Genomic DNA, 12,832 nt, shown 5'->3' with positions numbered 1-12,832 from the left:
GCCGCAGGTTCCGAGGGTGTTGCATGCAAGGCTGCGTGGACTGGCTCTAAATCAGCTTCTCGTCAAAACAAGAATTTGACCAATCTAGTCCTGGGATGCGATCTATCGCCAAAGCCGATACCTCGATCACACCGGTTACACCGCCAACTGTTCGACCGGCAGCACCAGCCACCCGCCCTCCAGACTGAACTCAAGCGCCGTCAGGGCTTGACCCAGACAAGGTCCGTAGATGCATTCACCGGTATCGGGTAAAAACTGTGCGCCGTGGGCATAACAGATGATTCGCTCGCCGTCGGCACTCAGGAAACGGTCCTTGCGATATTGCAAGGGCACGTGCAGATGCGGGCAGCTGTTGAGATAGACCCGCACCGTCCCCTGATGACATAGCGCAAAAACACTGTCACGCCCTTGTTGCAGGGGATCAAAACCATAGGCTTGACCCTCGACCAAAGCGTCGATGCGACACAGCAGCATTGCGCCCATCAGCCCTGTTCAACTGATTTGGGAGGAGGACCACCCGGTGACCAATTCTCACGCGAGGTGAACAGGAACAACTGCGAGCTGTCCGCCGATATCGGTGCCTCGCGCGCGGCCCAAGCATCGTCGTGGCGGTCCATATCGGCGTCGTACTCGATGTGACAACCCAGTGGGCTGTTGAAATACCAGAACCAGTTTGAGCCGAAGAGATGGCGTCCCGGCCCCCAGAAACTGGTCCAACCTTTTTGCTCTAAACGCTTACCGGCTATCAGCACTTCAGTGCCGCTGCCCAGGTGAAAAGTGAAGTGTTCGCAGCCCTGCATGTGGGCCGGGGTTTGAATCATGAAAAGGCAATGGTGCTCATCTGAACCTTGCGGTCGCATGAACGGACCGACGCGATCGAAACGATCCGTGGTTTTGAACCGCAGACGCTCGGCATAGAACGCCTCGGCTTTGACAGCGTCAGGCACGAAGTACACAACATGGGACAAAGTGCGCGGCACAGCCGGCATGTCGGGAAAGATGCCGAGCTGATTGATCGGGCGCTGCGGTGCGGTACCCGGCGAGTTCGTGAGGTCGGGCGCGGCGCTGAAATCGCGCCGGACACTGACTTGAAACGCAATGGCAAAGCCCGAGTCATCGAGACTGTGCAACGCACCTTCGTTGTCCCAAGTCACCGTTCGATCGCGTGACAACTCATGCCCGATCGCATCAAGGTCCGCCGCGCTGGCCACGCCGTAGACGGTTTCACGAATCGAGGGAGCCGGGCCGATGGCCGGTGGCAATGCAGGATCATCCGCCCGACGAATGACAATTGCCGTACCGTCCAAGGCTTCAAAACGCCCACCGTTGCCGTCAACTTCGACCGGGGTCAGGCCGTAGTCACTCAGGCAGGCGCCACAAGCGGGGATGTCGTCAACGCCAAAAACCAGGGCGTCAAGGCCAATGATGTTCATGCCATACCACTCCATTGAAATTATGATACGGGCTCACCGAGACCCTCTTCAGAGGTCAGGGCCAGTAAGTCCGGTGGTGGTGGTCGGACACCGAAAATCGCGACCGACTGGCTGAAAAGGTTGCCGGTGTCAGAGGACGCTGACTAATCGCATGTCAGGATGTGATGTATTGGCAAACGAGATACCTGCAAACCCGAATCGACATACGGGGCAGGCAGCGTTCCGGACGATACCTGCTAGCGCCAATCTCGATGGCTGCGCAAACAGGAGTACGTGTTAAGTGTTGTAAATCTGCCTGCTCACGGAAGGCGTTGAACACCCTTGCCACACGTACAGCAGCATGTCGCTTGATTGCACTCAAATTGGAAAGTGAGCGTTTCGATGATAAAAATTGTAGCCGCAGTGCGTCGTAAGCCTGGGATGACCCATTCCGAGTTTCTCAACTACATCGAACATAAACATGGGCAATTAGCGCGGGAAAACCCTTTGGGGCTCAGTCGCTACGTTCAGAATCACGTGTTTGACTCCGCCTTCGGTGCCGACGCGGATCCTGCTTACACGCAAGCATTTCATCGGGACTCAGTGACCGAATTGTTTTTCGCTGATGTCTTGCAAATGATTCGAACCATGAGCGACCCACACACCCAACAAAAAACCGGCCCGGACGCGCTGAATTTCGCCGACATGTCGAACCAAATCGCGCAGTTGATGGATGAAAGCGAAATACGGGTGCAGCACCCCGGGACTGGGGCCTTTAAGGTCATGATCTTCCTTAAAAAACTTCCCGACGTGCCACTTGAAAGATTTTTCCTGACCTGGAACCAGGCTCATGACGCGGTAGCGGCAGAACAGCCTATATTCGGACGGGCCGTGCGCAAGCAAATACACTCTCGTTACCTGCCGGAAGGCGACAAAATAACGTCCTATTTCGGTCCTGATATCCAAGTGTCGCACGGTGTCAGCAGTCTGTGGTTCGAGCATGAAGCCGACTCCCTCACCTTTCGCGCCTACCAACGCTCACTGTTTCAGCGACTTGCCAAAGAGGGCGTTCTCGACGCTTCGGGCTCTTTCTTCGTTTATGCCAAGGAAGTCGTGATTCTGGATCAGCAACCCAATAGTTGAACCCGCCAGCGGAATCAAACCCGAATTAAACAGGCCCTGAATCGTTGACTCAGGGCCTGTTTAATAATGGCCTATCGGTAAAGCAGACGCTCAGCCAGTTCATCGGCGACCCGTGCAGGTGAACGCTTTTCGGCCTGGGCGTGGGCGAAGATTTCGGTCAGGCGCGTGCCGATGTTCGACAGGTGCGCGGTGATGGTCGGCAGTTCGGCGCCGCTGTGTTTGAGGGCGCCGTAGATCAGGCCGCCGGAGTTGATCACGTAGTCCGGGGCGTAGAGGATGCCACGCCCTTCCAGTTGGTCGGCCACTTGCAGGTTGGTCAGTTGCGCACTCGCGGAACCGGCCACGGCGGCGCAGCGCAGTTGGCCGACGCTGTTGCGATTGAACACCGCGCCGAGGCCGCAGGGCGCGAGGATGTCGCAGGGGGTGCTGAGCAAGGCCTCGTTGGCGATCGGGTGCGCGCCAAGTTGTTCCATGGCCAGTTGCACCTTGCCATGGTCGATGTCGCTGACCAGCAGTTCGGCGCCGGCGGCGTGCAGTTGTTCGGCGAGGGCGTAACCGACGTTGCCCAGGCCCTGGATCGCCACGCGCAGACCTTCGAGATTGTCGCTGCCCAGGCGCGCCATGGCGGTGGTGCGGATGCCGGCGAATACGCCCATGGCGGCATGGGGGGCGGGGTCGCCGGCAGCGGTGGTGCTGGTGACGAAGCGGGTGTGCTGGGCAATGCAATCCATGTCGGCCACCGAGGTGCCGCTGTCGATGGCGGTGATATAGCGGCCGTCAAGTTGCTCGACACACCGCCCAAAGGCTTCAAACAGGGCCGCGCGACTTTCCACATGGGCCGGGCGCAGGATCACGGCGCACCCGCCGCCCACCGGCAAACCGGCCAGGGCGGCCTTGTAGCTCATGCCTTGGGCCAGGCGCGCAGCATCGGCCACCGCGCTTTCGTCATCGGGATACGCGAGGTAACGACAACCGCCCAAAGCGGGCCCAAGGCGGCTGTTGTGGATGGCTATGACCGCCTTCAACCCAGTCATCGGGTCGATGCTCAGGTGCAGCGATTCAAGGCGGGTGCTGTGCATGAGAGCAAACATCGTCAAGCTCCCGAATCACTTCTGGTGTCGCCAAGTATAGGCGGGCGGCAGAAAACTGCCGAAGTGCGCTGGAATAAGCCGCCCGGTTTTGTGGGCCATGCGACATAAGCAAGTAGGATTTCTATCAAGCTACTAGACGAAAATTCACAGCAAGGCTAAAACGGGAGCATCCGCCGGAGAATGCAATGAACCCCCGCCACGCCTTTTTCGCCTGCCTGGAACGTTCACCCCCTGCGCTGTTTGAAGCCGCGCTGTGGATTGCCGCCGAGCATGATGCGGCGGTGCACCCGCTGCTGATCTTGCAGGACCTCAACGCGCTCGAACAGCAAGTCAGCCTGGGCATGCCCCTGTTGCCGGCGGATGAACTCGGCCAACCGCTGTTGCGGCGCCTGAATGACCTGGGGTTCGCCCAGGATGACTTCACCCCGCTGCGCCCCGCCGCAGCCCTGCTGGACAAGGTGTTGCAGCGCAAGCGCGGACAACCCCTGGCCATGGGCCTGATCGCGATGGAATTGGCGCGACGCCTGAATATCCCCATGGTCGGCGTCAACTTCCCCGGCCACTTCCTGCTGCGGGTGCCCGGCGCCGATCACCTGCTCGACCCCTGTGGCGGTCGCCGCCTGTACCCCAACGATTGCCGCGACCTGTTGCAACGCCAATACGGCCCCAACCTCAAGTTGCAGGCCGACCACCTGCACACCGCCACCCCACGCTCTATCCTGCAACGGCTGTCACGCAACCTGCGCCAGTTGTACCTTTCCAATGACGACCCGCTGGCGGCCCTGATCGACGCCGAGCGCGTGCTGGATCTGGGCCATGCCAGCGCCGCCGATTACCTGGCGCGGGCCAGCCTGTATCAACGCCTGGATTGCCCAAGCGCCGAGCGTTTCGACCTGGAGCACGCGCTGCTGCTCAGCGAAGACCCGATCCAGCGCCTGCGCCTGGCCGAACGGCTGGGGCATCTGCCACCCAATTCAGTGGTGCACTAAGCCCCCTTAGGCGTGTCGGGCTGGTTCGCGGGGTGCGCCTGGATAAACGCCGGCTGCTGCGCCGCCAACGCCGCCACCCGCCCGATGCGCGGATACGCCGCCAACGACACCTGGAAGCGCTCGGCCGCATACAACTGCGGAACCAGAAACGCATCCGCCAGCCCCGGCCGCTCGCCAAAACAAAACCCGTGATCGCCAATCAACTGCTCGACCGCGCCCAAGCCCTGGCTGATCCAATGACCAATCCAGGCCAGCACTTGCGTTTCATCATGGCCCCACTGGCGCAGCAGGTTCTGGGTGCTGGAATTGTGCAGCGGGTGAATGTCGCAAGCGATGATCGATGCCACTGCGCGCTCGTGGGCGCGGGTCGCCAGGTCGGGGGACAGCAGCGGCGGCTGTGGATAACGTTCCTCCAGGTATTCGATGATCGCCGACGACTGGATCAACCGTTCGCCGTCATCAGTGCGTAACGCCGGGACGCGACCTTGCGGGTTGATCGCCAGGTATTCCGGCTGGCGATTGGCACCGCCCGCCGGCACCAGCAGGTTGACCGGCACGGCGGTGAAATCCAGGCCCTTGAGCGCCAGCGCGATCCGCACCCGGTACGACGCGGTCGACCGATAGTAAGTGTAGAGTTCCATCGCCCGGCCCTCTCAGCGCGCCGCGACCACGGTGCCGCGGCATTCGCCGAAGCCGATGGCGGCAAAACCGTCACGACTGCAACGGGCGCGCAGGATGATTTCATCACCGTCTTCGAGGAATTTACGCACCTCGCCCGACGCCAGTTCAATCGGCTTCTTACCGCCTTCGGTGATCTCCAGCAGGCTGCCGAACTGCCCCGACAGCGGCCCGGACAAGGTGCCCGAACCGAACAGATCACCGGCCTGCAACTGGCAACCGTTGACGCTGTGGTGCGCAACCATTTGCGCCACGGTCCAGTACATGTGCCGGGTGTTGCTCAGGGTCAGGCGCTGGGCCGGCAGGTTCTGTTCACGCATCGACGCCGTGGTCAACAGCACTTCCAGTTCGATATCGAAACCGCCCGCTGCCTGATCGCGTTGATCCAGCAGGTACGGCAGCGGTTGCGGGTCGCCCTCGGGGCGCGCCGGTTGGGCCTGGCGGAACGGCGCCAGTGCTTCGGCCGTCACCACCCACGGCGAGATGCTGGTGATGAAACTCTTCGACAGGAACGGCCCCAGCGGCTGGTATTCCCAGGCCTGGATATCGCGCGCCGACCAGTCGTTGAGCAGGCAGAAACCGGCGATGTGCTCGGCCGCATCGCCAATCGCAATCGAGTCACCCATGGCGTTGCCCTGGCCGATCCAGATGCCCAGCTCCAGCTCATAGTCCAGGCGTGCGCAGGGGCCGAATGTCGGCTCGGTCTGGCCGGCCGGCAGGGTCTGGCCTTTGGGGCGGCGCACCTCGGTGCCGGACGGGCGGATGGTCGACGCACGGCCGTGATAACCGATCGGCACGTACTTGTAGTTGGGCAGCAGCGGGTTGTCGGGGCGGAACAGTTTGCCGACGTTCTGCGCGTGTTCGATGCCGACGTAGAAGTCGGTGTAGTCATTGATCTTGGCGGGCAAGTGCATCTGGCAATCGGCGGCGCGGTGCAGCACGTCGGCCTCCCGCGCCTGCAGCGGGCTGCCCTCCCCGAGCAGTTCCAGCAGGCGCTCGCGCAGGGCCACGCGCGGGCCCCGGCCCAATTCGAAGAACGCATTCAACTGCCCGCCGGCGGTGGCGTCGACGGCGCGCAGCGCTTCCCCGTCAAACGCATCGCGAGCGGCCAACAAGTCGAGAATGCAGTCGCCAATTGCCACGCCACTGCGCGGTGCCGAGCCGTTGATACTGAACACGCCCAGCGGCAGGTTTTGCAGAGGGAAATCGCCGTGACCGTTAGCGGAGGATACCCAGCTGCGGGCAAGCGTTGGTTGAGTCATGGGTTATCTCCGGTTCGGGTTGAAGGTGACGGGCAGCGCGGCCCAGCACGCGTCATAAGCAGATTGTAGTTGCGGGCAGTCCAGGGCGAAGCGGGTCGGGCGCAGCACTTGGCTGGTCTCGAACATGAACGCCATGGTGTCATCGATCTTGTGCGGGGCCAGCTCAACATTGATCGCCTTGGTGCAGGTCTCGCCATCCGGCCCGTGGGCGCTCATGCAACTGTGCAGCGACGCGCCGCCGGGCAGGAAACCTTCGGCCTTGGCGTCGTAGGCGCCGTGGATCAGGCCCATGTATTCGTTCATCAGGTTACGGTGGAACCACGGCGGCCGGAAGGTGTTCTCGGCCACCATCCAGCGCGGCGGGAAGATCACGAAATCGAGGTTGGCCAGGCCGTGTACGCTGGTCGGCGAGGTCAATACGGTGAAGATCGACGGGTCGGGGTGATCAAAGCTCACGGTGCCAATCGTATTGAACCGGCGCAGGTCGTATTTGTACGGCACGTTGTTGCCATGCCAGGCGACGACGTTGAGGGGCGAATGGTCGAGCTCGCAGGCCCACAGTTCGCCGAGAAATTTCTGCACCAGCGTTGTCGGCTGCTTGCGGTCTTCGTAGTGGGCAACCGGGGTGAGAAAGTCACGCGGATTGGCCAGGCCGTTGCTGCCGATCGGGCCGAGGTCCGGCAGGCGCAACGGGGCGCCGTGGTTTTCCGCGACATACCCGCGCGCTTGCGCATCCAGCAGTTCGACGCGAAATTTCAGGCCGCGTGGCAGCACGACAATTTCCAACGGTTCGACTTCCAGCACGCCGAGTTCGCTGGCGATGCGCAAGCGGCCCTGCTCAGGGACGATCAACAACTCGCCATCGGCGTTGAAGAACACGCGCTCCATCGAACGGTTGGCGCAGTAATGGTAAATGCTGATGCCCGACGGTTGGTCCGCCCCGGCATTGGCCACCATGCCGACCAGGCCATCGACAAAGTCGGTCGGCTCGCTCGGCAACGCCAACGGGTTCCAGCGCAGCCGATTCGGCGTCACCGCGCCCAGCGGTCCACCCGCCAGTTGCCGCTCCAGTTTGACGAACGCCGGATGATTGGCCGACGGCTGAATACGGTACAGCCAGGTGCGACGCGCTTCGCTGCGCACCATGGTGAAGGCCGTGCCGGAGAACAGTTCGGTGTACAGGCCGTAAGGGGCTTTTTGCGGGGAATTCTGGCCGACCGGCAGCGCGCCGGGCAGGGCTTCGCTGGCGAATTCATTACCGAAGCCCGACAGGTATTCGAGGTTCATGGATCATCCTCTGACGGAAGTTGTTTTTATCGTAATCCAGTTACGCATAACGTAATTTGATCACTGTCGACCGTCAAGCTATAAAGACGCCCACTCATCTCTCGGATTCCCGTTGCCCCATGGAAAAGCCCCGCGACACTGGTAAACAAAAAGTCCGCTCGGCCGAAGTGGGCACCGACATCCTCAAGGCCCTGGCCGAACTGTCGCCCTCCACGTCGCTGTCGCGCCTGGCCGAGCATGTGCAGATGCCGGCGAGCAAGGTTCACCGCTATCTCCAGGCCCTGATCGCCTCGGGCTTCGCCGAGCAGAACAGCACCACCAACCATTACGGCCTGGGCCGCGAAGCATTGCGCGTGGGCCTCGCCGCGCTGGGCAGCATGGACGTGCTCAAAGTCGGCGCCCTGCCCCTGGCCGAGCTGCGTGATGAGTTGAATGAAACCTGCTTCCTGGCGGTGTGGGGCAACCAGGGCGCGACCGTGGTGCAGATCGAACCGGCGGTGCGCGCGGTAACGGTAGTGACGCAACTGGGCTCGGTGTTGCCGCTGCTCAGTTCGTCGACCGGGCTGGTGTTCAGTGCCTTTTTGCCGTCGCGAGAAACCGTCGAATTGCGCGAGCGCGAGATCCAGGCCGGCATCGCACACGCCCTGGCGGACGACCAGGCCTACGCCAGCGCGTGCGAACAGATCCGCGCACGTGGCCTGCACTTTGTGCATGGCCTGCTGATGCCCGGTGTGGATGCGTTGTCGGCGCCGGTGTTCAACGCGGTCGGCCAGGTCGCGGCGGTGATGACCGTGGTTGGCCCCACCTCGCTGTTCCATGCCGATGAAGATGGCCCGGCGGCGCAGCGCTTGCTGGCGGCGACCCGGGCGGTGAGTTGGCGGATGGGCTACCAGCCCTGAATCAGTCGTGCCATTGCGTCAGGGCGACGGCCAGACGGTTCTCCAGGGCGCGGATCGGTGCCGCGTCGCTCAGGTAGTTGTTGCTGATCATCGAAAACACCAGGCGCCGCCCGCGGGCGTCGGTGATGTAACCGCTCAATGACGACACGCCGCCCATGGAACCGGTCTTGGCGTGCAAGTTGTTTTGCGCCGGCGTGCCGCGCAGGCGATAACGCAGGCTGCCGCCGCTGATGCGCTCGGGGTTGCCGGCAATCGGCAAGGCGTTGTACCAAGCCTCGAACCACGGCTGTTTGGATGTCGCCAACAGCAGGTCGGTGAGCGTCTGCGCCGACACCAGATTGCGCCGCGACAAGCCCGAACCGTCCACTTGATTCAGGCTCGCCGGGTCCACTCCCTGGCGCCGCATGAAGGCCGCCACCGCCGCCACGCCCGCCTGCGCGGTTCCGGCGTTCGCGGTCTTGCGGCCCATGGCCTTGAGCAAGGCTTCGGACATGTTGTTGTTCGAGAGTTTGAGCAGCGGCGTGATCAGTTCCTGCAACGGTGCCGATTGATGCTCCGCCAGCAGCCTGGCCGTCGCAGGGCTTGCACCCCCGATCACGCGCCGGCCCAGCACCTGGATGCCCTGCTGCGCCAATGCCTGTTCAAACAGATTGGCCACCAGTCGCGTCGGCTCCCACACACTCACCCATTGCCGGCTGTGCTTGCCCGGCGCCAGCGCGCCCGTGAGTTGCAGCAGGTTGGTGCCGTGCTGGCGCGTAATCCCATAGCTGTTGCCGGAGCCGCTCACTGCACGGTTGCTCAGTTGCACGTAATCGGTGGCTGGGCTGATCGCCACACTGACCGGCTGGCCGGGGCTCACTGGCGCCGTGGCCGTGACGAGCAACGTGCCCGCATCAAAATCGGAATTGGGCGACACGGTCAGCGCCGAAATCTGCGCGCCGTAGTAGGTGCTTTCATCGTCCTGAGCCCAATCCACGCCGAGGCGCTGCGCATCGAACCAGCTGTCGTCGAACACCAGGTCGCCCTGCACCTGACGCACACCCTGGCTGGCCAGTTGCGCGGCGAGTGCCTGGTAATCGGCGAACTGCGTGGTCGGGTCACCCAGGCCGCGCAGGTACAGGTTGCCGCTCAGGCGCTCGCCTTGCTGCGTGCCGTCGCTCAGCAGTTGGGTGGAAAACCGATATTGCGGGCCCAGCACATCCATCGCCGCCGCGGTGGTCAGCAGCTTGAGGTTGGAGGCCGGCACCAACCGCGTGCGCGGGTTGTGTTGATAGAGCGTGTTGCCGCTGCGGGCGTCGCGCACCATGACCGAAACCGTGGCGCCATTCAGGGCCGGGTCGGCCAACAGGTGGTCCAGGGTTGAAGAGTTGGAGGTCGACGAAACGCTGGCGCAGCCACCCAGTAAAAAGCTCAAGCCGACCAGCATCGCGCCGGTGTGTAACTTTTGTCCAAACTGCATCAATACCGTTTTCCACAAAGCCGTCAGTGGCGGCAACGCTAACAGTTCCGGGTGTTTGTGGCGAGGGAGCTGGCTCCCGCTGGGGGACGAAGCGCCCCTGACAGGCTCGACAAGCGCCCTCGCCGCTGGCTCAGAACTCCAACGTACTCGACACCGACACCTGCCGCGCATCCCCCATCGACACAAACACCGAGCTGGCGGCCGAGGTGTAGTAGGTGCGATCGAACAAGTTCTTCACGTTGAGCTGGAACTTGACCTTCTGCCCTTCGATTTTAGTGTCGTAGCTGGCAAACAGATCAGCCACGGTATACCCCGGCAGATTGAAGCTGTTCTTGGCATCGCCTTCGCGCTGGCCGACGTAACGCGCACCGGCACCGACGCGCAGATCATCGCCGCCGAGCAGGCTGCCGACGTCGTACACCGCCGACAACGAACCGGTGTGCTTGGCCACGTTCTGCAGGCGCTTGCCTTGCAGCGCCGGGTCTTTGGTGACTTCGGCATCGGTATAGGCATAGCTGCCGATCAGGCTCCAGCGGTCGCTGAGCTGGCCGCTGGCGTCCAGTTCCAGGCCACGGGAGCGCACTTCGCCCGCCACGCTGTAGACCGTTTCAGCACCCGAACCGACGGACACCAGCACGTTGCGCTTGGTGATATCGAACAACGCCGCACTGGCGGTGATGCGCCCCGGTATGTCGAGTTTGGTCCCCAGCTCCCAGGCCTTGGATTCCTCCGGCTGCAGGTCGCCCCGGAGCACGCTGCCATCGTCCAAGGGGGCAATGGTGGAATTGGGTTTGAACGACTCGGTGTAGCTGCCGTAAAACGACAGTTCGTCCGTGTAGCGGTACACCAGGCCAGCACGCGGCACCCATTTCTGGCCATTGCCGTCGGTATTGGCCTTGAACGGCACGCCTTTGCCGGCGTATTGGTCGTACATCTGATAGCGCGCGCCGCCCACCAGGATCCACTGGTCGGTCAGGTGAATCGCGTCCTGCAAGAACAGCGAATCACTGCGCAGCAAGTCGGTCTGCGCGCTGTCCTTGGCGCTCACCGTGGTGCCTTGCACATCGTTGCCATACACCGGGTCGACGTAGCTGAAGGCACTGCGCTGCGACTGACGGATCAGTTCGGCGCGATAGATCTTGCGGTACTCATCGTCGAGGCCGAACACCAGGTCATGCTGCATACCGCCGAGCTTGACCTTGCCTTCCAAACTGGCCGTAGCGAAGCGGTCGGTGGTCAATGCGCCACGTGTGCCGTCCATGCTGCGGGTCAAGGTGCCGTTGGTATTGACCGAGATAATGCGGACCTGGCTGGCGTCATAGGTCTCGCGGTTCCAGCTGTAGCCGACGTGCGCCGTCCAGTCGTCGTTCAGCTCGTGATCGGCCTCGAAGCGATACAGGTCGGAGCGGCCTTCCATGTTGTTGAACGGCTCATCCAGGCGCCGGGTGGCGGGGATGTCCAACGGGTGATTGGTCTTGGGGTCGATGGCGGTACCACGGTCGAACGGCGAGAGGAACTCGCGGTGCTCGTAGGCGAACACCACCTTGGTGGTATCGCCATACCAGGCCAGGGACGGCGCGATCATGCTCTCGCGGTGCGTGCCGAAGTTGCGCCAGTAATCTTCGTCCTCGTGGTCGACGATCAAGCGGTACGCCAAGCCGCTGTCACCGATGGGCCCCGTGGTGTCGAGGTTGCCACCGCTGCCGTTCTTGCCGTTGCCGAAGGTGGAGCCACGGACGGTCAAGGAGGTGGACTGCACCAACTGCGGCTTTTTGCTGACGATATTGACCACGCCTCCCGGGTCCTGGATGCCATACAGCAGCGACGACGGCCCCTTGAGCACTTCAACCCGTTCGGCCGTAGAGTTCAGCGCCCGGCCCTGCACCACGGGCATGCCGTCCTGCATGATCGAGCCGTTACGGTTGTCGCCAAAGCCGCGCAGCATCACCGCATCCTGGGTGCTGCCGAGGGTGTTGGCCTGGGTGATGCCGCTGACATTGGCCAGGGCGTCATCCAGGTTGCGCGGTTGTTGATCGCGCAACACTTGGGCGGGCACTACGTTGACGGTTTGCGGGGTCTCCAGCAGCAGGCCACGCGAACGCATCACCGAGCTGGTGGGCGGCGGCTGGTAGCTGGTGCTGTCGGCGGACTCGGCGACCGCGTTGATGGTGGTGGCGCCCAGGTTCAGCGCGCCGTCGCTAGGCACGGGCTCCAGGGCCAGGGTGCGGGCGTCGATCTGGCGGAAGGTAAAACCGGAGCCGCCCAACAGGCGTTGCAGGGCCTGGGTCGCGCTCATCTGGCCGCTGACGGCCGGGGCGTTGAGACCGTAAGGGGCTTCGTCGGTATAAATCACGCTGAGCCCGGTGACCCGGCTGAAATCGCTGAGCGCCTGGGGCAGCGGCTTGGCCGCCAGGGCAAAGTTAAACTGGGCGCTTTGTTGCTCCTGCGCCTGCGCCACACTCAGGGGCAGCAGCGCCAGCCCCGATACCGTCAAGACCGAGGCTCCCAGCCACTGTTTAACCCAACCGCCCGCCGTCGATTTCATGCTGTGAGAATCCGTGTAGAAAACGCTGTTAATGCGAATTGGTCGCAGTTTCAAACACTACACGGAT

At 62.6% G+C, this 12,832-nt stretch carries 11 protein-coding genes; 3 read left to right on the top strand and 8 right to left on the bottom strand.

Going from position 1 to position 12,832, the window contains the following annotated elements; all coding sequences use genetic code 11:
• Positions 1-135: 135 nt before the first annotated feature.
• Both ACP7CJ_RS00520 and ACP7CJ_RS00515 read right to left on the bottom strand, forming a co-directional pair.
• Positions 136-483 (bottom strand): Rieske (2Fe-2S) protein, encoded by a 348-nt coding sequence (locus ACP7CJ_RS00520; protein ID WP_426099675.1) that lies wholly within the window; start codon positions 481-483, stop codon positions 136-138.
• Positions 483-1,433 carry a VOC family protein gene (locus ACP7CJ_RS00515; RefSeq protein WP_426099676.1) on the bottom strand — a complete coding sequence of 317 codons (951 nt, stop codon included), beginning with the start codon at positions 1,431-1,433 and terminating at the stop codon, positions 483-485. Before ACP7CJ_RS00515 ends, ACP7CJ_RS00520 begins: the two co-directional genes overlap by 1 nt.
• Positions 1,434-1,814: 381 nt before the next feature.
• On the opposite strand from ACP7CJ_RS00515, the gene ACP7CJ_RS00510 reads away from it, so the two are divergent.
• The gene (locus ACP7CJ_RS00510; RefSeq protein ID WP_426099677.1) at positions 1,815-2,555 is read left to right on the top strand and encodes an EthD domain-containing protein; all 741 of its coding nucleotides are present in this window, start codon (positions 1,815-1,817) and stop codon (positions 2,553-2,555) included.
• 71 nt (positions 2,556-2,626) lie between these two features.
• On the opposite strand, the gene ACP7CJ_RS00505 is transcribed toward ACP7CJ_RS00510, so the two are convergent.
• Complete coding sequence (locus ACP7CJ_RS00505; protein WP_276196624.1) at positions 2,627-3,646, bottom strand: Leu/Phe/Val dehydrogenase; 1,020 nt, start codon at positions 3,644-3,646, stop codon at positions 2,627-2,629.
• A 185-nt stretch (positions 3,647-3,831) separates the two neighbouring features.
• Here ACP7CJ_RS00505 and ACP7CJ_RS00500 point away from each other — a divergent pair, with 185 nt between their 5' ends.
• Positions 3,832-4,635, top strand: coding sequence for a SirB1 family protein (locus tag ACP7CJ_RS00500; protein WP_426099678.1), 804 nt, complete (start codon positions 3,832-3,834; stop codon positions 4,633-4,635).
• On the opposite strand, the gene maiA is transcribed toward ACP7CJ_RS00500, so the two are convergent.
• Genes maiA through hmgA form a run of 3 tightly spaced genes read right to left on the bottom strand, consistent with a single transcriptional unit; the run spans position 4,632 to position 7,862 of the window.
• Positions 4,632-5,276, bottom strand: coding sequence for a maleylacetoacetate isomerase (gene maiA, locus ACP7CJ_RS00495; RefSeq protein WP_426099679.1), 645 nt, complete (start codon positions 5,274-5,276; stop codon positions 4,632-4,634). The two genes, ACP7CJ_RS00500 and maiA, sit on opposite strands and share 4 nt — an antisense overlap.
• A gap of 12 nt (positions 5,277-5,288) precedes the next feature.
• Positions 5,289-6,575 carry a fumarylacetoacetase gene (gene fahA / locus ACP7CJ_RS00490; protein WP_426099680.1) on the bottom strand — a complete coding sequence of 429 codons (1,287 nt, stop codon included), beginning with the start codon at positions 6,573-6,575 and terminating at the stop codon, positions 5,289-5,291.
• A gap of 3 nt (positions 6,576-6,578) precedes the next feature.
• Positions 6,579-7,862 (bottom strand): homogentisate 1,2-dioxygenase, encoded by a 1,284-nt coding sequence (gene hmgA / locus ACP7CJ_RS00485; protein ID WP_426099681.1) that lies wholly within the window; start codon positions 7,860-7,862, stop codon positions 6,579-6,581.
• A gap of 119 nt (positions 7,863-7,981) precedes the next feature.
• On the opposite strand from hmgA, the gene ACP7CJ_RS00480 reads away from it, so the two are divergent.
• Positions 7,982-8,761 carry an IclR family transcriptional regulator gene (locus ACP7CJ_RS00480; RefSeq protein WP_426099682.1) on the top strand — a complete coding sequence of 260 codons (780 nt, stop codon included), beginning with the start codon at positions 7,982-7,984 and terminating at the stop codon, positions 8,759-8,761.
• A 1-nt stretch (position 8,762) separates the two neighbouring features.
• Here ACP7CJ_RS00480 and dacB read toward each other — a convergent pair whose 3' ends face one another.
• A complete protein-coding gene (dacB, locus tag ACP7CJ_RS00475) occupies positions 8,763-10,220 on the bottom strand; it encodes a D-alanyl-D-alanine carboxypeptidase/D-alanyl-D-alanine endopeptidase (RefSeq protein ID WP_426099683.1) in 1,458 nt (485 codons plus the stop codon).
• 130 nt (positions 10,221-10,350) lie between these two features.
• Positions 10,351-12,765: a TonB-dependent siderophore receptor gene (locus tag ACP7CJ_RS00470; protein ID WP_426099684.1), complete on the bottom strand. Its 2,415-nt coding sequence runs from the start codon at positions 12,763-12,765 to the stop codon at positions 10,351-10,353.
• Between the last annotated feature and the right edge of the window lie 67 nt (positions 12,766-12,832).

The organism is Pseudomonas sp. PSPC3-2, assembly GCF_049897085.1.
Taxonomy (GTDB): Bacteria; Pseudomonadota; Gammaproteobacteria; order Pseudomonadales; family Pseudomonadaceae; genus Aquipseudomonas; species Aquipseudomonas paraveronii.
The sequence above is the reverse complement of the archived record's forward strand: the minus strand, read 5'-3'. Positions and strand labels throughout refer to the sequence as shown.